Origin of the sequence: Pseudomonas sp. NPDC087814 (genome assembly GCF_044742865.1) — a bacterium.
Lineage (GTDB): Bacteria > Pseudomonadota > Gammaproteobacteria > Pseudomonadales > Pseudomonadaceae > Aquipseudomonas.
In genome coordinates this window covers 1-18,212 of record NZ_JBIUVK010000035.1, presented here as the reverse complement: position 1 = coordinate 18,212, position 18,212 = coordinate 1, and the positions used below count along the sequence as shown (strand labels likewise).

The following is an 18,212-nucleotide window of genomic DNA, read 5'->3' as shown; positions in this document are numbered from 1 at the left end:
CCTACGTGAAGGTGGAACAAGCCTTATTTAGTCTTCGGAATATGTCTGGAAAATAGTGCGTCCAGTCCTTCACGAGCGCTTCTTGCTCAGGTGTTCGCCATGCCAAACAAAGCACTGACCCTCCTGATCGCCGATGAACAGCATCTGCAACGACTGTACATCGAAAAAATGCTCAACCAACTGGGCTACTACCGCATCGTTCCGGTGCAGACCTTCGAAGAAGTGCGGATCCTCACGGCGATTCCGGCCAGGCCGTTCGATGTGCTGATCATCAACGCCGGGCTGGCAGACAGCGACGGCGGGGTGCTGGCCTTCCAGGAACAGCACCCGCAGATTCGCCATGTGCTGGTCTACGATAGCCGCGAACTGGGCACGCCGGCCGCCGCACCAACCCTGCTGGTGCGCCTGCCGGGTACGCCGGACAGCATCAACCTTGAACACTTCATGGACATCATCGACCCGCCGTCAGCCACCGACGGGTTGCGGGTGTTGCCGTGGCTGCGGGAGTTGTCCGGCAGCCCTGCGGCTTAGTCCCAGTTCGGCGCGATGCCTTTGGGGCTGGTCAGCCGATGGCCACGCTCCAGGGCGGCGATCTGCGCCATGTCAGCGTCACTCAGGGTCAGGTCCAGAGCCTTGAGGTTGCTGGCCAGGTTGGCGCGCTTGGTCGACGACGGGATCACCGCGTAGCCCAGTTGCATGGCCCACGCCAGGGTCACTTGCGCCGGGGTTGCCTGATGACGTTCGGCGATCTGCTGGATCACCGGGTCCTTCAGCACTTCGCCGTAGGCCAGGGTCATGTAGGAAGTGATCTGGATGCCATGGGCCTTGGCAAACTCCGCCACGGTGCGGTTTTGCAGGTACGGGTGCAGTTCCACCTGGTTGGTCGCGATGTGCTCGGCACCGACGGCGGCAATTGCCTGCTTCATCAGGTCGACGGTGAAGTTGGAAATACCGATCTGGCGGGTCAGGCCCTGGCGCTTGGCTTCCAGCAACTGGCCCATGAACTCGGCGACCGGTACCTGGTCTTCCGGCGATGGCCAGTGGATCAGGGTCAGGTCCAGGTAGTCGGTCTGGAGTTTGCGCAGGCTTTCCTTGAGGCTGGGAATCAGCTGGCCCTCGGCGAAGTTGGCGATCCAGATCTTGCTGGTGATGAACAGCTCGTCCCTTGGGATGCCGCTGTCGGCGATGGCCTGGCCGACGTCGGCTTCGTTTTCGTAGATTTGTGCGGTGTCGATGACGCGATAGCCCAGCTCCAGGCCGGTGCTGACGGAGTCGATGACGACCTGGCCTTGCAGGCGGAACGTGCCGAGGCCGAATGCGGGAATGGACATGAGTGACTCCTGAAGTGGTGTGGACAATGGAGTCGAGTATCGGCCTCTCGTTCCTTCGGAAAAACCGCTGAATCCGAAAAGGACTCTTTACCAAAAGTCATGAGTGGTCGGCGGGTGGCCACACGATATCCCTCGAGAGCGGTCTTACCGGGTAGATGCGGGGGGCTGTCGGACATTTCGGGCGTTACTTGATAAGGGGCGCCTCTTTTAACCAGCAGGAGCTAGCGCAAGGACCAAATGCTCAAGGCCTTACAGCACCGAGAAACCTTGAGCAGCGGTCTGAACAGTCGCGTTTATGGTGAACCGTCCTTGAGGGTCTGGAAGGCTTTTACGCGCTTGACCAGGCTTTTCTTGCTGGCCGAATCGGCACTGTTGAACAGGAACGAAAAGTCCGAGGCCAGGGTCGAGCTGCCGGCGATGGTCGCGTACTGGTGACAGGCATTGCAGTTATCGCCCTGGACGTAGGTCTCCAGGGTGGTGTTGGCCACCGGTACGTTGCCCTGGCTGATAAATGGCCCGTAGGACAGCGGCACTTGCGCACTGACACCCGGTTCCGGCTGGGTGGGCGGGTTGGGGGTGAGGGTCCAGAGTACGTTGATCAGTTTGTAGTACTGGAACACCGACTTGCCCTGGCTCTGCTGGGCGAAATTGGCCTGCACCGCGCCGTTAAGCGCCTGCAGTTCAGTGGGCAGCGGATGTTCCCGGGTGGTCTGCACGGGTTGGTCCCGTGGAAACGGCTCGGTGCAGTCGCGGTCCGGATGCTGCTGCTTGCACTGGATACGCGCCACGTTCGGCGTGCATTCGGGGCCGGTGCCGCAGTTCGGGTTGTTGAAGGCAAAGCTGTCGGGCGGCGTTTGTTGTGGCGGCACCTGGTCGGGTTCCGGCACGTTGTCCACCTGCTCGAAGGTGGTCCAGATGAAGTTGGGCGAGGCCTGGGTCTTGTTGATGATATGCAGGCCCACCAGGCCCACCACTTGCTGGGTGCACTGTAAGGTGGCCGGGTTTTTGAGCCAGGCGACGGTGGTCAGGTAACGTCCGTAGAGCTCGGGTTTGCCGGTGAGGATTCGCCATGCTGCCTTGACCTCCAGAGCTCCCAGTTGCTCCTGCGGCACCGGGTTGGGCGGCAGCGAGCGCATGGGTTCACCGATGGGCAAGGACAGCCCGCCGGGGTTCTGGTTGTCGAGGTTCTGCGCGACTTTCAGCTGGTTGGCCGCGTCGTACAGCCCTTTGCTGACGATGTAGTCGAACTCGGCCTTGCCCACCTTGCGTTCAAAAAACACCAGGTTCTGCGACTGGTCCGTCAGCCAGCCGCCGGAGGCTTCCATGATCGGGTCCGGAATCGAGGCCAGGGTGCCGCTGGACAGGTGAAACCCATGCCGCGCGTTGATCGCGCTTTCGGAGGTGGCGGTCATGAACTTGCGCGCCCCCACCGACATCGCCCTGAGGCTGCCCTGGGTGCTGCAGTTGGACGGCACCAGGGTTTGCACGCCCCAGCCGGTGGGCACGGGCGCGCCGGGCAGGAAGATATCGTTGGCGTCCTTGTAGCTGGCCCATACCGGCGCCACGCTCATCGGCTGCCCGGAGGCAGTCGGTACGCCGAATTGCGCAAGGGTACTGTTCATGTCCGGCTCACCCGCGAGGGCAGGTGTGGCTGGCCAACCGGGATTCACCGGCCAGTTCAGGGCAATGAACAACTGCCAGCCAAAGCAATTCATGAAGCTCTGGCCGGTGGCGTTGAAGTTGTTGATCGGCAGGAAGCCGCCGCTTTTCGGGTTGAACACCAACTGTTGCTGCACGCAAGCGTCGGCGTCGGAAGTGGGGGATGCGTAGGCGGCCTGCATGGCGAACAGGCTCAGCACCACACTGGTCAGCAGCGATAAAACACTCAAGCGTAACCTGGACATCATCGCGCTCCTTGCAAGCAGGTAAAGCCGCACCCTGGGTGGGTGCGGCTGATGGACTGTATCAGTCAGGCGCCAGGCACCAGCGCCAATCCGGATTCCCATGGGTGTTCCGTCGCGCTGGGGTTATCGGCTTCGCCCGGGTTGAGGGCGCGCACTGTCACCAGCCCCGGTGCGGCAGTGGGGCTTACGGTGATGGTCAGCAGGTAGCCCTGGGTGCCACCGGAGTTGGTTTGCCCGGGGATGGCCGAGGCATCCGGCAGGAACTTTGTGACCTGCGCCGTCACCCCAGGATTGGAGAATTGCACCCGCGCCGTCTCGGCGGTGGTCTTGAGGTCGGCGCCTTGCACCACCAGGGCAAACTGCCCGCTGGTGCCGGGTGCCAGCCAGGCCGGCAGGTCGGTGGGTGACTGCCCGTAGAACAGGTCCAGCGGCAGCAGCTGTACCGGCCAGGGTTGCACGCCGTTGACCCGGTCCGTCACGCACGGGCAGGAATCCGGCGTCGGGCTGATGGGCGTGGTTGTCACACTCAGGCCCACCAGCAACTGCTGGGCAATCACCCACACGTAGTCGATCGGCTGGCCGCTGATGGTGATGTCGTTGATCGAGAACCCGGCGCTGACCGGCACTTCAAACACCGCTTGCAGAATCTGGTCGGAGCCGTTGGCGGCGGATTTGGCGGTGCCACGGGTGATTTTCCAGTACTGGCTGACGTCCTGGCCCTGGGGGCCTTTCCACGCCGAGAAGTCGGTGGGTTGTTGCAGGTACAGGCCGATGGGGTTGGTCAGGGAGAGCCGGTTATTCACTGCCACGCTGTTGGCCGAGAAACCGATATGCGGATCGGAGTTGCGGTAGTTCTGCCCGTATTGCGCGCAGCAGATCAACGCCTGGGAATTCTGGCTGCTGCTCAATGGCCGCAGGATGGTCGCCGCGGCAGCCAGGTACACCTCGGCGCTCAGGGTGTTGGGGCCGGAGGTCAGGTGCATCGCACCGCCGTATTGGCCTGGCACACAGGCGGTGCCGGCGTTCCATTTGTTGACGGTGTCGTAGGCCGGTTGACCGGTGGTGGGGTCGATGACCGGGTCGCCGGCCTTACCGGTCGGGCAGTCGGCGGTGTAGCGCAGGTACAGGTCTTCGAGTTGCACCTGCGGGTCGATGTAGTCGCGATACAGCCCCAGTACAGCAGTCGGATCGATGCGCCACATGGCCAGGAAATACGCCGGGTTTTCGCAAGTGAAGGTGATCTTGCGCATGTTGCCGTCGGCATCGCGCACGATGGACCACTCGCAATATTCGTCAAGCCAGCCACGGGGGCCCGAAGGCGAGAAATCCTTGTACTTGCCTTGCCAGTCGATGCTCGGGCAGCGAGTGACGGGGAGTTGCAGCAGGGTGCCTTGCTTGTTCGGGTCGTAGAGCATGTACAGGGTGTTATTGATCGTAATCTGGCCGTTGTCGGTCAGCTCCATCACCTGTTGCATGGACATGGCCTTGCCGCCCAACTGTGGAATCACCGCTGTGCCGTTGTTGTAGAAAAACGTCCACAGCCGATTGGGGAAGGGCGCCCAGGTAATCGCCGGCGGCGTGGTGGGGCCGTAGCCTTCCACCAGTGGGTTGTAATAGCCCGAGCGCGGCGCGTCATTGAGGCCCGACCACGGGTTGCCGATGATCGCGGACTGGGTCCAGCCGGTGAGGTCGTTGTTCCAGTCGGTTTCAAACTGCGGCAACTGGTTTTCCAGGCCCAGCTTGTTGTAGTCCTTGGGAGCTTGCCCGGCGGGAGAGGTGAATTGTTTGAAGGGTGTGCTCATGTCGATTCTCCAGGTGTTGTTGTGGTGGAAACGGAGCAGCAACCGGCACTGGGAGCAGGGCCGGCGACGGTTTGGCGCGGGTCGTCCCACACCAGTTGGGCGATAAAGCCAGGCAGCGGCGCGTACTCTTGCGGCGTCAACACCCGGGCACTATCGAGATGGGTCACCACCACGGATAACTGCGTGGTGTCAGTGGGGCGAAGGTTCAATGCGGCAGCAGTGCGCGCGGCATTCAGCGCGCGTGACACGCCATGGGTGATGCAGCGGCCCTTGTCATCCACCAGGCCCATGCCGATGCGACTGAAGCGCCCGACATAGTGCGGATTGTCGGCGCTCACCTGCTGCGGCGTGGCGTCGGGCTGGTTGAGGAATACGTCGATCAGGTAGGTGTCGTGGGTGCAGCGCACATGGTCGAACACCACCCACGGGCCCAGTCTTGCGGTTTGTTCCTGCGCTTGCATCGGCGTCGAACTTTGCTGGCAGCAGGCTTTTGCGGCCGGGCGGCGGGTGCCAAAGGGCGGTGCGACGGGCACACCGTAGTCATAGCCGATATGCCGACTGTCCTGGGCCATGTCCCCCAGGGTGGTGTAGCGCCAGGCGTCGGCACTGGTGAAGGTGACATCGTCGGCCTCGCTGCCGGCAAACGGCTGGAGCAGGCACTGGGTGGTGTACTGCGCTGCCGGGTGGGCGCGGATCCAGACCTCCAGCATCCGGTCGATATTGGCGTGGTAGGAGCTGAACACCGGGTCGAACGCGGTGTAGGCGTTGTCAGCCATGTCGCCGCCGATCCAGCCGTGATAGTTGTCGTGGGGCTGCTCGTAGAGCCCGTCGAAATTCAGCGCGCGGTTGGGGTACAGGTCATCTTCCTGGGGGGGATCAAACACCGGGATGTTCGCCCAGGGATAACCTGGCACGCCCTGGGGCTGGCTGAAGGTGTTGAACTTCAGGGCATCGACCACCTGTTGCTGGAAAATCCGGCTCATGCCGTACAACTGGGTGCGTTCGACGCGCTGCGTCTCGCACTGGGTGTAGAACAGCGGGTTGCGTTGCACGAAGCGGCAGTCCACACCGGGTACCCTGGCTTTTTCACAGACCTTCGAACAACCGTCCTTGGCAGCGGCGTAGCGCAACGGATTAGGGCGAACCTCGCCGGTGTGCGGGTGCACGTAGGTTTCATCGAGAAACGCCTGGGGCAAGCCGGCCTGGGGGCTGCCGTCGACACTGGCGTCTTCGGCCATCCAGTCCCAGTAGGGAATGGGGCAGTCGATCAGCGCTTCCAGGTACAGCAGATAGGCCCGGTGCCACAGGGCAAACGCTTCCTGGTAATGCAGGCACCAGTTGGTGTGGATATAGGCGTAACGCTGCCACGGGGAGCCGCTGTCGGCGTTGGCCACCTGCATTACGTCATCGAGGCGTGAGCGGTACAGGTTCAGTTGTTCCTGTGTCAGTGCGCGAATGTCCTGGCGCACGCGTTTGACCGGGTGAGGCAGGTCGGGTGGGGGGATGCGTTCTGCCTCGTCGAACGGTGAGGCGGGAGTGAGGCGCCAGCCCTGGTTGACCCACAGCCTGAAGGTTTCCAGCGCGTCGATGGGCCAGAACTGCTGCTGGTCGAGGGTCAGCGGCATGCTGCGGGAGGCCAGGTGCTGGTAGATGGTTTCGGACCAGGTCTTGACGGAGGCGGGGTCTTCGAGGAATACGAAGTAGGCGTTCATGCAGCCCACCCAGGAGGCGGCGACGGCGGCGCGTTGCTCTTGGGGGATCCAGTAGGGGGCGCTGAATAGGCCGTGGATATCGGTGGCCCATGTCGGTTTCGCGACTATCATAAGATCCCTCTCATGCGGCCCCGGTGCCTGATTTGGCTGGGCTGCTAAGCTGGATTGATGTTAGTGCGCCACCGCGCAGGATTTGTGCAAATTGGTGGGTGTTTACGGTGGATTCATTGCAGTTTTTTCAAGGAAGATATGGAAAAAATGACAGATGCCATGGATTTGAAGATTCTGGGGAAATTGCAAAGGGATTGCAGTCAGAGTCTGGAGTTGTTGAGTGACAGTGTCGGGCTGTCTTCAACCAGTTGTTACCGGCGTATCAGGCGGTTGGAGAGTGTCGGGATCATCAAGGCCAAGGTGGCGGTGCTGGATGAGCGCAAGCTTGGGATTCAGGTTACGGCGTTCTTCCTGATCAAGCTTGATAGGGACAGCAATGATATCGACCGCAAGATGCAGCATATCCTGGCGAGTCATCCGGAGATTCAGGACTGTTATCTGCTGACCGGGGAGTTTGATTTTGTGATGGTGGCGAAGTTTCGGGATGCCACTGAGTACACTGATTATATCTATCGGTTTTTAGAGATTTATCGGGATATTCCGATTCGTACTTATTCGTCTACTTTGGTGGTGCGGACGGTTAAGAAGTCTTATGAACTGCCGTTGCCGGGGTCTTTGGTTTGAGTACATCTCCGTTTCTTCGGTAACGGCCGCTTATGGTTCCGCTCTTACAGCGGGTCACTTTTGGCAAACACCCGGAATGCCGGCCCAGCCAAAAGTAACCAAAAGGTCTTTGCCCCACCACTCGGTGCCTCGCCTAGGCTCGGCATGCCCGCACTCCGTGGTTCTGCTTTTCTGTGGGAGCTGGCTTGCCTGCGATGCAGACAACTCGGTTTTTCAGATACACCGAGGCGATGCCATCGCAGGCAAGCCAGCTCCCACATTTGAACCGTGCCCGCTTTAACTTTTGATTTTGCTTCACAACACTCCAAAAGTGAGCCGCTGTAAGAGCGGAACCAATACCAGCCCTGACCGCAGCAACGGATATGCCCACCTCACCCCGCCCCAAAAAAGAAGCTTTTATGACAAAAGTTCGGTAGTCCCCAGCGACCCCCGTCTTGGCTATGTAACGCGCTCAACACCGCCAAAAAAGGCGACGTCAGAGCCGCAAGCAGGATGCCAGGAGTGGGGCGAATGGGAACTATGGAACGTTACTCGAAAGTCGGCATGCAGGAGCTCGACCAGCGCCTGTCAAAGATCGTCGAAGCCGCACGCAAAAAACCGGTCTCGGTCTACCGCTATGGCGCACCGTGGGTATGGATCGTCTCCCAGGACGACTGGCAAGGCGCGCTCAAGGAAGTCTCCAGCTACATCCCCGCAGGCCATTCACTGGTCTTGCTGCGCCCGCAGATCGACGACATCCTCGACCTCCACCGCGACCTGCTCCAGGCCCAGCCCGGCACCCAGATCGCCCCCCAGACCGTCTTGCAGATCCTGCTGCTGCAACTCCTGTACTCAGTCCCCAACGAACAGCAACTGCACGAACAACTCAACTACAACCTGCTGTTCCGCTGGTTCGTCGGCCTCGACCTGAACCAGAAAGTCTGGGGCATCAACCTCCTGCAACGCGACATCGCCACGTTCCTGAACAACCCGCAGGCGGTGCAGTTGATCCAGAAAATCATCGGTGAAGTGTTCTGTGGCGCCTTGCTGCACATGCCGGAGTTCTCCCTGAACTTCGCCCTGCTGCACACCTGGCTCGCCCGGCACGGCAACACCTCGATATCCAGCAATTGAACAGGCCAAACGCCGGGCAAACGGCGACGGCAATCATCTTGAGTAAACCAGGGGGCGGTGTGGAGCATCTGTTCAAATCAACGCTGGCGCTGTGCTGGCTGACGCTGGGTGCACTGGCGCAACCGCTACAGGCCGAAGAGCAGGGCACCCAGCCCGAGCCTCCGGCACGGCTGGTGGACGTCAACGAGTACTTCGTGCGCGGCAACACCGTGCTCGACGCTCGTGCGATCGAAGAGGCGGTGTACCCGTTTCTCGGCCCGCAAAAGACCCTCGCCGACATCGAAGGCGCCCGGGATGCCTTGCAGAAGATCTATCAGGCACGCGGCTATCAGTCGGTGTTCGTCGAACTGCCGGAGCAGAAGGTCGATGACGGAATCGTGTACCTGCAGGTCAGCGAAACCAAGGTCGGGCGCGTCCGTGTGGTCGGCGCCAAGCACTATTCGCCGGTGGAAATCCGCGACGAAGTACCCGGCTTGAAGGAGGGCGCGGTTCCGGATTTCACCAGCGTGCAAACCCAACTCGCCGGCCTCAATCGCAGCGCCGGGCGGCAGGTCACGCCGCTGGTCCGCGAAGGCCAGCGCCCCGGCACCATGGACGTCGACCTGCAGGTGGAAGACCAGAACCCCTGGCACGCCAGCGTCGGCCTGAACAACGACTACAGCGCCGACACCAAGGAGCTGCGCAGCGTCGCGACCCTGGGTTACGACAACCTCTGGCAACTGGGTCACAGCATTTCCCTGACGTACTTCACCGCACCCCAGGACAGCGACAACGCCAAGGTCTGGTCGGGCGCCTACACCGCGCCGCTGACTGATCGCTGGAGCCTGCAGTTCTCCGGTTATCAGTCCGACAGCAACATCGCCACCATCGGCGGCAGCAACGTGTTGGGCATGGGCCATTCCTACGGCGTGTCGGCGATCTACAGCCTGCCGGCCAGCGGCAATTGGGCCAATTCGTTCTCTGCCGGGGTCGACTTCAAGGACTTCAAGGAGCAGATGAAGTTTGGCGGCAGCACGGACGATATCCCGCTGAAGTACGCACCGCTGACCTTCGGCTACAACGGCTACCGCTACACCGAGCAGTCGCAATTGGGGCTGGGCTTGAGCCTGGTGGTGGGTACCCGCGCGTTCTTCGGCTACGGCAGCGACGCCGAGGAGTTCCAGTACAAGCGTGACAAGGCCAGCCCGAGTTTTGCGGTGCTCAAGGGTGACCTGAATAACACCTACACCTTCGGCAACGACTGGCAGTCGGCGTCCAAGGCCGGCTTCCAGCTGGCCTCGGGGCCGCTGGTGTCCAACGAGCAATATTCCGCTGGCGGCGCTACGTCGGTACGCGGGTATCTCGCCGCCGAACGCACCGGTGACGAAGGCTACCTGTTGTCCCAGGAGCTGCGCACGCCGTCCCTGGCCAAGTTTCTCGGCAGCTACGTGCAGGAGTGGCGCTTCTACGCGTTTGCCGAAGGCGCACGCCTGCGCCTGCATGACCCGCTGCCCGAGCAGGAAGACGAATACAGCCTGGCCAGTGTCGGCCTCGGCACCCGCGCCAGTTTGAGCAAGTGGTTGTCCGGCAGCCTGGATTGGGGCTACCCGCTGCTTGAAGGCCCAAATACCCAGAAACAGGACTCGCGACTGCACTTCAGTGTGCAGGCGACTTTCTGACCCCTTTTTTCGGAGACTCCTGACATGCAACGCCTATTTCTGAGCCTGTTGATCTGCCTGGGCTTCGCGCTCCCGGCCACCGCCCATGCCTGGTGGCAGGACGATTGGCACTACCGTAAACAGATCACGGTGGACACCACCTCCCAGGGCGCAGCCATCAGCCAGGCCCTGGGCCGCACCGCGCTGCTGGTGCGCCTGCACACCGGCAACTTCAGCTTTGACGGGGTCAAGGACGACGGCGCCGACCTGCGCTTTGTCAGCGCCGACGACAAGACCGTGTTCAACCACCAGATCGAAAGCTTCGACCCGCTGATGGGCATGGCGCTGATCTGGGTCGATGTGCCCAAGGTCGAAGGCGGCCAGCGCCAGGACCTGTGGATGTACTACGGCAACCAGAAGGCGCCGGCCACCGCCAACGGCCAGTTGACCTTCGACCCGAACTACACCGCGCTCTACCACTTCGACGGCGCCAACGGCACGCCGCCCCGGGACACCACGGCCTACGGCAACACTGCCGTGAACGCCACCGGTGCGAGCATCGACGGCGTGATCGGCCGGGCCTTGCAGTTCAGTGGCCAGCCGTTGCTGCTGCCAGCCAGCCCGTCGCTGCAACACGCAGCGGGCGGCGCCTTCACTTTCAGCGCCTGGTTGCGGGTCGACCAGGCCAGCGGCGAGCAAGTGGTGGTGGCCCGTCGCGAGGGTGCCCACAGCCTGTTGCTGGGCTTGAACCAGGGCATGCCGTTTATTGAAATCGACGGCCAGCGCGCTGTCTCGACCCAGCCGCTGAACCCCGGCCAATGGCAGCACCTGGCGTTCACCGCCGAGGGCGACAAGGTCTCGCTGTACGTCAACGGCCGTGAGACCGCGACCCTCGCAGTGGCGATGCCGGCGTTCAATTCGCAACTGGCCATCGGTGCCGATTTGCCGGAAGCCGCCGGCGGGCACCTGCCGTTTACCGGGGCCATGGACGAACTGCGCTTTTCCAAGGTCGCGCGCCCGGCAGCCCTGTTGCTGGCCGATGCCACGGCCCAGGGCGCCGAGTCGAAACTGGTGGCCTATGGCGTGGATGAAGAACAGTCGGGCTTCGGCTTCGGCAGCCTGGGGTTCCTGCTCAAGGCGGTGCCGGTGGATGCCTGGGTGATCATCCTGGTGCTGGTGGGGATGATGTTCCAGTCGTGGTTCATCATGCTCCGCAAGAACCGCCAGGTCAGTCGCGTGAGTGCTGCCAACGATATCTTCCGCGAGCAATTCGCACAGATCGGTACGCGCCTGGAGATGTACTACGACGACGCGTTGCTGGCCGAGCGCCTGACCCATTCCTCGCTGTGGCGCCTGTACCGGGTCGCGGTCAAGGAAATCCGCACTCGCCGCGCCCAGGGCGCCGACACCTCGTCGGTCTCGGCAGCCACCATCGAAGCCATCCGCTGCTCCATGGACGGCGTGCGTACCCGGGAAAACCAGCAACTCGGCGCCAAGCTGTCGACCCTCTCCAACGCGATTGCCGGTGGCCCGTATATCGGCCTGCTCGGCACCGTGCTGGGGATCATGGTGGTGTTCCTCGGCACGGCGATGGCCGGCGACGTGAACATCAACGCCATCGCCCCGGGTATGGCGGCGGCCTTGCTGGCCACGGCCATGGGCCTGTTTGTCGCGATCCCCGCGCTGTTTGGCTACAACCGCCTGATTACCCGCAACAAGGAAGTCAGCGCCGACATGCGCGTGTTCGTCGACGAGTTCATCACCCGCCTGGCGGAGATGCACGGCGAGAGCCAGCACAGTGAAGCGGCGCACCGTCGCGACCACCACGCCCACGTCCCGGCCTGAGGAGAATCAGCATGGCTTCCGTGAATGCCTCCCACGACGATGACGATGACGCACCCGTCGACAGCATCAACATCACGCCCCTGGTGGACGTGCTGATGGTGGTGTTGGTGATGTTTATCCTCACCGCCACCGCCCAGGTCTCGGGGATCCAGATCCACCTGCCCAAGGCCAGTGCTTCGGTATCGCTGTCCGAGGCCAAGACCAAGGCCATCTCGGTGAACGATGGCGGCCAGGTGTTTCTCGACGCTTACCCGGTGACCTTGCCTGAACTCGAAGAGCGCCTGCGCATCGAGAAAGCGCTGAACCCGGACTTCCCGGTGATCGTGCGCGGCGACGCCATGGTGCAGTACCAGAAGGTCATCGAAGTGCTCGACCTGCTGCGTCGCCTGGAGCTGTCCCAGGTCGGGCTGATCACCGGCAAACCGAGCCAGGGCTGAGTCATGACCGCACAGATGCCGATCACGCCGACGCCCCTCAAGAACAAGCCGCCATTGCGCCCGCTGAAGTGGGGCATTGGCCTGCTGCTGGGCGCCGTGGCTGCCTGGTTTCTCTGGCAGTGGGCCAATGACATGAGTGGCGTGCGCCGTGAAGCGCCCAAGGTGCCGACGATTATTCCGTTGCCGCCACCGCCACCACCGCCGCCGGAAAAACCCAAGGAACCGGAGCCCGAGGTGCAGGAAAAAATCCCCGAGCCGGAACCCACGCCGACCCCCGACGAGGTCAAGCCCGAAGAAGAGGCACCGCCTTCGCCAGCAGACGACCTGGCCAACCCGATGCAGATCGACGGCGACGCTCAGTCCGGTACCGACGGTTTCAACATCGGTGCCGGCAAGGGCGGCGGCATGGCCGGTTCCGGTGGTGGCGGGCTCGGTACCGGGACGTTCAAGCAGTACCTGGCCGGGGTGTTCCAGCGCCTGCTGCGGGAAGACCCGGAGCTGCGCAAGAAGGCCTACACGGTGCAGGCCGACCTGTGGCTGAGCGCAGACGGCGAGGTGACGCGCGTGGAGCTGGCCAAGTCCAGCGGCGACGCCGACACCGACGCCCAGGTGCTGGCCGCATTGCGTGCCACACCGCGGCTGAAGGAACGCACACCCACCTCAATGACCCTGCCGGTACGCCTGTCCCTCAAGGGCCGGCGCCCGGATTGATCGAACCCTTTTTTGCAGTTTTCTACAGGAGTTGTGTGCAGATGATTTCCCACGTGAATCGATTGACCCTGGCGGTCGGCATGGTCATCGCGACCCTGGTCGGCCAGGCGACGGCCGCCGCCGCGCCTTCGGAAAACGCCACGATCAACCTGATCCGCCTGCTGGTGCAGCAAGGTGTGCTCAAGCAGGAACAGGCCGACGGGCTGATCGCCCAGGCTGAAAAAGAGGCTCAGCAGGCACGTCAGGCCAGCACCGCCACGGCAGTAGCGGCAGGTCCAACTGCGGCCCCCGGCGATGTGCGGGTGCAGTACGTGCCGGCAGCGGTGCGCGACCAGATTCGCGACCAGGTCAAGGCCGAGGTCATGGCCACCGCCAAGCAGGAAAACTGGGCCCAGCCCAACACGTTCCCGGAGTGGGTCTCGCGCATCAGCTTCGACGGCGATATTCGCCTGCGGGATGAGTCGCGCTATTTCTCGGGCAACAACAGCAATGAAATCGTCGATTACGCCAAGCTCAACGACAGCGGCCCCTACGACGTGAACAAGAACACCAACACCAAATTGCCGCCGCTGCTCAACACCCGCGAAGACCGCGAGAACCTGTTCCGCCTGCGCGCCCGCCTGGGCATGAAAGCCGTGATCTCGCCGGAATGGACCGCCGGCATCCGCCTCGGCACCGGCAACGACAACAACCCGGTGTCCACCACCCAGACCTTGGGCGGCGGTTTCGGCAAGAAAGACATCTGGCTCGACCAGGGCTACCTCACCTGGAAGACCACTGACTACATGACCCTGACCGCCGGACGTTTTGCCAACCCGTTCTATTCCACCGACATGATGTATTCCGGCGACCTCAACTTCGACGGTGTGGCGGCGATCTTCAACCACAAGCTCAACAGCGACTGGGGCCTGTTCGGCACCCTCGGCGCGTTCCCGGTGGAATACAGCCCCGACACCGCCACCACCAACGGCTTCGACAAGGACGAGAGCGAAAACAAATGGCTGTTCGGCGGGCAGATCGGCGCCGACTGGAAGATCAACCGCAGCAACAGCCTGAAGGGCTCGATGGCCTACTACCACTTCGGCGATATCCAGGGCGAACGCTCCAGCCCTTGCTCGCCGTGGGCCGGCCAGCCGGCGTGCGATACCGATGGCACGCGCCTGGCCTTCATGCAGAAGGGCAACAGCGTGTTCCTGCTGCGAGACATCACCCCCAACCCGGCAACGCCTGGCCTGACCCCGCAACCGCAATTCGTCGGCCTGGCGTCCAAGTTCAATGTGCTGGACCTCAACCTGGCGTGGGACAGCGAGCTGCCGGAGGACCTCAAGCTGCGCAGCCAGACCAACTTCATCCACAACCTGGCCTACGACAAGGGCGAGATGCTCAAGCGCAGCGAAGGCCAGATCGTCAACAACCTCAACCGCGACGGCCAGTTTGAAAGTGGCGGCAATGCGCTGCTGGTGCAGTTCACCCTCGGCAGTGCGCTGGAGATGCGCAAGAAGGGCGATTGGAACGTGCTGGCCGGCTACAAATACATCCAGCCGGATGCCTTGCCGGACGGCTTCAACGACTCCTCGTTCCACCTCGGCGGCACCAACGCCAAGGGCTATTTCATCGGCGCCAACTACGGCCTCGACAAGAACATCTACGCCAGTGCCCGTTGGCTCAGCGCCTCCGAAGTGTATGGCGCGCCGTTTGAAGTGGATGTCATGCAACTGGAACTCAACACGCGCTTCTGATGCGCCGGAGAAAGCTCATGAACACGCGAATTTGCGGCCTGCTTCTACTGCTCGTTACCACCGGCGCTTCGGCTGAAGGCATGGAGGAGCGCCTGCGCACTCAGCTGCGCAGCACCACCCAGCAGTTGCAGGCGCTGCAAAGCGAGCAGGCCCAGGCCAGTGCCGCACGCATCGCCGCCGAAACCCAGGCCAAGCAGGCCCAGGCGCAGGTCAAGCAACTGACCGCCGAACTGGAAAAGACCCGTGGCGTGGCCGAGCAACTGGTGGGCCAGCAACAGAGCCTGCACAGCCAGGCCCAGGCCCAGGTGGCCGCGAGCAATGAGCAGGTGGGCAAGTTCAAGAAAGCCTATGAAGACTTGCTGGTAATCGCCCGGGGCAAAGAAACCGAGCGCGCACGCTTGCAGGCGCAACTCACGGAACGTGACACACAAGTGCAGCAATGTTCAGTCAAGAATCAACAGATGTACGACGTGGCCCAGCAGTTGCTGACGGCCTACGAAAAAATCGACGTGGCCGACGTGATGAGCATCCGCCAACCGTTCGCCAGCAGCACCCGGGTCAAGTTCGAGGAACTCGCCCAGGGTTTTGGTGACGGCCTTTACCTTAATCGGTTCGATGCTCCACAGACCGTCACTAATCATTGATCGACAAGGAAGAGACCCCTATGAGCGACGTACAACTGATCACCAGCGTGACCCCGCAAGCCTTGACCGAGCTGCTGCAGGAAGCCGGCTACCGGGTCAACCAGACCGAGCAGAACGGCATCGTGCAATTGCTCAGCGCAAGCCAGGGCATCGGCTTCGCCGTGCGTTTCGGCAACCCGGCGGCAGAGCAGGGCAGCTACGTGGACTTCACCTACAGCTGCGCGCTGCGGGTGCAGGGCGAATTGCCCGAGGGGCTGGCCCAGGTCTGGAACGCTTCCCGACGTTTTGCGCGGTTGTCGTTGCAGGGTGAGTTCCTGCTGATGGAGATGGACGTGGTGGCCGCCGGCGTGGGTGCGCCGTACTTGCGCAATCAGCTGGAATTGTGGGACCGCCTGCTGCAGGAATTCATCGTCTACCTGCGTGAATACAGCCAGCAAGCCGCCCAGCTTCAAGCCCAGGCCGACGCCGCGCCTGCCGTCGATGCCCGTGAAGAGGCGCCTGCCCTGTGAAGAAACCAACCCTGGTGGTCGGCGCTGGCGCCCTGGTGGTGCTGGCGGTCGCGGTGGGGTTGAGCCTGCGGCCGGGCAGTGACCCGGTCGCAGCCCAGCAGCCTGCACCGCTGGCCGTGAAGGACGGGCCGGCGGTGGCGCGCCTGGGCAACCAGCAGATCGACCTCGCCGAACTCAAGTCGGTGTTGGCCGCCTTGCCGGCGGAAACCCGCGAGCAGTTGCGTGGCAACCGCAGCGCCCTGGAAACCTGGCTGCGTTCACGCCTGGCGCAAAAGGCTGTGCTTGAACAGGCCGATGCCCTGGGCTGGCGGCAGCGCCCGGAGGTGGAGCAACAGACCCGCGCCGCCACCGAGCAGATCGTGTTTCGCGACTACATGTTGTCCGTCAGCCAGGTGCCGACGGATTACCCCAGCGCCGCCGAATTGCAGCAAGCCTATGACAGCGGCAAGGCACAATGGGTGACGCCGCCGTTGTACCAGGTCAGCCAGATTTTCCTGGCCGTGAGCGACCCGCAAACCGTCGACAATGTGCGCCGCCAGGCCCAGGAGTTGAGCCGCAAGGCGCAGGCCTCGCCAGGCGAGTTTGCCGCCCTGGCCAGCCAGTATTCCCAGGACCCCGACAGCGCCCGGCGCGGTGGCGATTCCGGGATGCAGCCATTGCAGCAATTGGTGCCTGAAATGCGCGGTGTGGTGGCACGGCTCAAGACGGGCGGGGTGTCGGAGCCGGTGCAGAGTGCGGCGGGTTTTCACGTGCTCAAACTCACTGGGCAACAACCGGCGCGCACCGCCACGCTGGATGAACTGCGGGGCCGCTTGACCGAGGCCTTGCGTGCGCAACGCCAGGAGCAGATTGCCAAGGCCTACCTGGAAGGCATGCTCAATACCGCGACCTTGAGTATCGATGGCGCCGAGCTGAACAAGGTGCTGGAGTAAAACCGTATCACCGCATTGGATGCACAGTACCCACAAGACAGGGAGTCTCCCATGGTATTTGTTGAACCGGCTGTACCCCACGGCGTCGCGCCTTATCGTGCGTCGACCGAATCCCGCGAGGCCTGGCTGGCCCTGGCGGCCGCCATCGAGCCCGAGGTGGCGCAGTATTTCCTGATCAGCGCCCGCTGTGGGTGTTTCATGCAGGCGGCTCGCAGCCTCAACATCAAGGCCACGCAGTTGCGCAAGCGCCTGGCGCAGCTGGAAGAGCAACTGCGGCGTTCGCTGTTCAGCTATCAGGGCAATGTCCTGGCCCTGAGTCGTGAAGGGCAGCAGTTGCAGGCGCAGTTGATTGCCCTGGCGCATGAGCGACGCTTGCCGGTGCTGGAGCAACCGTTGATTCGGCTGGCGGTTGCCGAGTCGATCCTGCATGACATTCTGGGGCGGGACCTGATTGCCCTGTTGCGGCGCAATGCGAGTGTGCGGTTGGAGATCATTTCCATCGACAGCGAGTTGGGGTTGCAGGCGCTGGATGCGGATGTGGTGGTGTGGTTGTCGGGGATGGATTCGCCGGGGGCGGGGCCGAGTTTTGCCATTGGGGCGCCAGAGGTGTTGGCGCGGTTGGATTATTCGCCGCATATTGCCAAGCGGTATTCGCGGTTGGCGGTGCGGCCGGACAGCATTGAAGACCTTGCGGATTATATGTTGGTGCAGTGGCAGCCGGACCGGCAGGTGGAGGCGCTGCGGCCGTGGAATAGCCTGGTGGAGCAGCGGCTGGCGGGGGTGGTGCGGGTGGAAGCGTATCCGCTGATGCTGGAGATGATTCGGTGCAGTGCGTGTATTGGGTTGTTGCCGCGGTACATGAGTTGTTTTGATCGTGGGTTGACGGCGTTGGATGGGGTATTTCTGGAGGGGATGCAGCGGCAGGTCTGGATGGGGGTGAGTGCTGATGTGCGGCATCCGCTGGAGGTGGGGTGGGTGGTGGAGATGATTCGGAATACGTTTCTTGAGCGGGGGGAGTGGTTTGATTGATTGATTGAGTACATATCCGTTTCTTCGGTAACGGCTACTTATGGTTCCGCTCTTACAGCGGGTCACTTTTGGCAAACGCCCCAAAAGTAACCAAAAGGTCTTTGCCCCACCACTCGGTGCCTCGCCTAGGCT

General features: G+C 62.5%; 16 protein-coding genes. 12 read left to right on the top strand and 4 right to left on the bottom strand.

Going from position 1 to position 18,212, the window contains the following annotated elements; all coding sequences use genetic code 11:
* Positions 1–99: 99 nt before the first annotated feature.
* Positions 100–531: a chemotaxis protein CheY gene (locus ACIOMR_RS21855; RefSeq protein WP_177019722.1), complete on the top strand. Its 432-nt coding sequence runs from the start codon at positions 100–102 to the stop codon at positions 529–531.
* Here the strand turns inward: ACIOMR_RS21855 and dkgB are convergent.
* The 4 genes from dkgB to ACIOMR_RS21835 form a co-directional block, all read right to left on the bottom strand.
* The gene (gene dkgB / locus ACIOMR_RS21850) at positions 528–1,331 is read right to left on the bottom strand and encodes a 2,5-didehydrogluconate reductase DkgB (RefSeq protein WP_003211554.1); all 804 of its coding nucleotides are present in this window, start codon (positions 1,329–1,331) and stop codon (positions 528–530) included. The two genes, ACIOMR_RS21855 and dkgB, sit on opposite strands and share 4 nt — an antisense overlap.
* Before the next feature lie 293 nt (positions 1,332–1,624).
* Positions 1,625–3,235, bottom strand: coding sequence for a hypothetical protein (locus ACIOMR_RS21845; protein ID WP_401196330.1), 1,611 nt, complete (start codon positions 3,233–3,235; stop codon positions 1,625–1,627).
* Between the two features lie 65 nt (positions 3,236–3,300).
* Positions 3,301–5,037, bottom strand: a complete 1,737-nt coding sequence (locus tag ACIOMR_RS21840) for a hypothetical protein (RefSeq protein WP_177045318.1) — start codon at positions 5,035–5,037, stop codon at positions 3,301–3,303.
* Complete coding sequence (locus ACIOMR_RS21835; protein WP_401196327.1) at positions 5,034–6,860, bottom strand: tyrosinase family protein; 1,827 nt, start codon at positions 6,858–6,860, stop codon at positions 5,034–5,036. The genes ACIOMR_RS21840 and ACIOMR_RS21835 overlap by 4 nt, the downstream gene beginning before the upstream one ends.
* Before the next feature lie 159 nt (positions 6,861–7,019).
* On the opposite strand from ACIOMR_RS21835, the gene ACIOMR_RS21830 reads away from it, so the two are divergent.
* The 11 genes from ACIOMR_RS21830 (at position 7,020) to ACIOMR_RS21780 (ending at position 18,080) form a co-directional block, all read left to right on the top strand.
* Positions 7,020–7,484, top strand: a complete 465-nt coding sequence (locus tag ACIOMR_RS21830) for an Lrp/AsnC family transcriptional regulator (RefSeq protein ID WP_032899475.1) — start codon at positions 7,020–7,022, stop codon at positions 7,482–7,484.
* Positions 7,485–8,003: 519 nt separating this feature from the next.
* Positions 8,004–8,597 carry a transposase gene (locus tag ACIOMR_RS21825; RefSeq protein WP_087694077.1) on the top strand — a complete coding sequence of 198 codons (594 nt, stop codon included), beginning with the start codon at positions 8,004–8,006 and terminating at the stop codon, positions 8,595–8,597.
* Positions 8,598–8,656: 59 nt separating this feature from the next.
* Positions 8,657–10,255, top strand: a complete 1,599-nt coding sequence (locus ACIOMR_RS21820; RefSeq protein WP_401196381.1) for a ShlB/FhaC/HecB family hemolysin secretion/activation protein — start codon at positions 8,657–8,659, stop codon at positions 10,253–10,255.
* Between the two features lie 24 nt (positions 10,256–10,279).
* Positions 10,280–12,079: a DUF2341 domain-containing protein gene (locus ACIOMR_RS21815; protein WP_401196324.1), complete on the top strand. Its 1,800-nt coding sequence runs from the start codon at positions 10,280–10,282 to the stop codon at positions 12,077–12,079.
* Positions 12,080–12,090: 11 nt separating this feature from the next.
* Entirely contained in the window at positions 12,091–12,516 is a 426-nt protein-coding gene (locus ACIOMR_RS21810) for an ExbD/TolR family protein (RefSeq protein WP_401196321.1), read from the top strand.
* Between the two features lie 3 nt (positions 12,517–12,519).
* Complete coding sequence (locus ACIOMR_RS21805; RefSeq protein WP_032898546.1) at positions 12,520–13,227, top strand: energy transducer TonB; 708 nt, start codon at positions 12,520–12,522, stop codon at positions 13,225–13,227.
* Positions 13,228–13,268: 41 nt separating this feature from the next.
* Positions 13,269–14,966, top strand: a complete 1,698-nt coding sequence (locus tag ACIOMR_RS21800) for a putative porin (protein ID WP_134326875.1) — start codon at positions 13,269–13,271, stop codon at positions 14,964–14,966.
* A 17-nt stretch (positions 14,967–14,983) separates the two neighbouring features.
* Positions 14,984–15,610: a hypothetical protein gene (locus tag ACIOMR_RS21795; protein WP_008430322.1), complete on the top strand. Its 627-nt coding sequence runs from the start codon at positions 14,984–14,986 to the stop codon at positions 15,608–15,610.
* 20 nt (positions 15,611–15,630) lie between these two features.
* Positions 15,631–16,119, top strand: coding sequence for a YbjN domain-containing protein (locus ACIOMR_RS21790; protein WP_008430320.1), 489 nt, complete (start codon positions 15,631–15,633; stop codon positions 16,117–16,119).
* On the top strand, positions 16,116–17,051 hold the full coding sequence (locus ACIOMR_RS21785) for a peptidylprolyl isomerase (protein ID WP_401196317.1): 936 nt from the start codon (positions 16,116–16,118) through the stop codon (positions 17,049–17,051). The genes ACIOMR_RS21790 and ACIOMR_RS21785 overlap by 4 nt, the downstream gene beginning before the upstream one ends.
* Positions 17,052–17,102: 51 nt before the next feature.
* Positions 17,103–18,080, top strand: a complete 978-nt coding sequence (locus tag ACIOMR_RS21780) for a LysR family transcriptional regulator (protein WP_003211527.1) — start codon at positions 17,103–17,105, stop codon at positions 18,078–18,080.
* Positions 18,081–18,212 lie beyond the last annotated feature (132 nt).

Bases quoted from the DNA above. Each gene is read 5' to 3' on its own strand.
- ACIOMR_RS21855 (WP_177019722.1), top strand. From the start codon at position 100: ATGCCAAACAAAGCACTGACCCTCCTGATCGCCGATGAACAGCATCTG.
- dkgB (WP_003211554.1), bottom strand. From the start codon at position 1,331: ATGTCCATTCCCGCATTCGGCCTCGGCACGTTCCGCCTGCAAGGCCAG.
- ACIOMR_RS21845 (WP_401196330.1), bottom strand. From the start codon at position 3,235: ATGTCCAGGTTACGCTTGAGTGTTTTATCGCTGCTGACCAGTGTGGTG.
- ACIOMR_RS21840 (WP_177045318.1), bottom strand. From the start codon at position 5,037: ATGAGCACACCCTTCAAACAATTCACCTCTCCCGCCGGGCAAGCTCCC.
- ACIOMR_RS21835 (WP_401196327.1), bottom strand. From the start codon at position 6,860: ATGATAGTCGCGAAACCGACATGGGCCACCGATATCCACGGCCTATTC.
- ACIOMR_RS21830 (WP_032899475.1), top strand. From the start codon at position 7,020: ATGGATTTGAAGATTCTGGGGAAATTGCAAAGGGATTGCAGTCAGAGT.
- ACIOMR_RS21825 (WP_087694077.1), top strand. From the start codon at position 8,004: ATGGAACGTTACTCGAAAGTCGGCATGCAGGAGCTCGACCAGCGCCTG.
- ACIOMR_RS21815 (WP_401196324.1), top strand. From the start codon at position 10,280: ATGCAACGCCTATTTCTGAGCCTGTTGATCTGCCTGGGCTTCGCGCTC.
- ACIOMR_RS21810 (WP_401196321.1), top strand. From the start codon at position 12,091: ATGGCTTCCGTGAATGCCTCCCACGACGATGACGATGACGCACCCGTC.
- ACIOMR_RS21805 (WP_032898546.1), top strand. From the start codon at position 12,520: ATGACCGCACAGATGCCGATCACGCCGACGCCCCTCAAGAACAAGCCG.
- ACIOMR_RS21800 (WP_134326875.1), top strand. From the start codon at position 13,269: ATGATTTCCCACGTGAATCGATTGACCCTGGCGGTCGGCATGGTCATC.
- ACIOMR_RS21795 (WP_008430322.1), top strand. From the start codon at position 14,984: ATGAACACGCGAATTTGCGGCCTGCTTCTACTGCTCGTTACCACCGGC.
- ACIOMR_RS21790 (WP_008430320.1), top strand. From the start codon at position 15,631: ATGAGCGACGTACAACTGATCACCAGCGTGACCCCGCAAGCCTTGACC.
- ACIOMR_RS21780 (WP_003211527.1), top strand. From the start codon at position 17,103: ATGGTATTTGTTGAACCGGCTGTACCCCACGGCGTCGCGCCTTATCGT.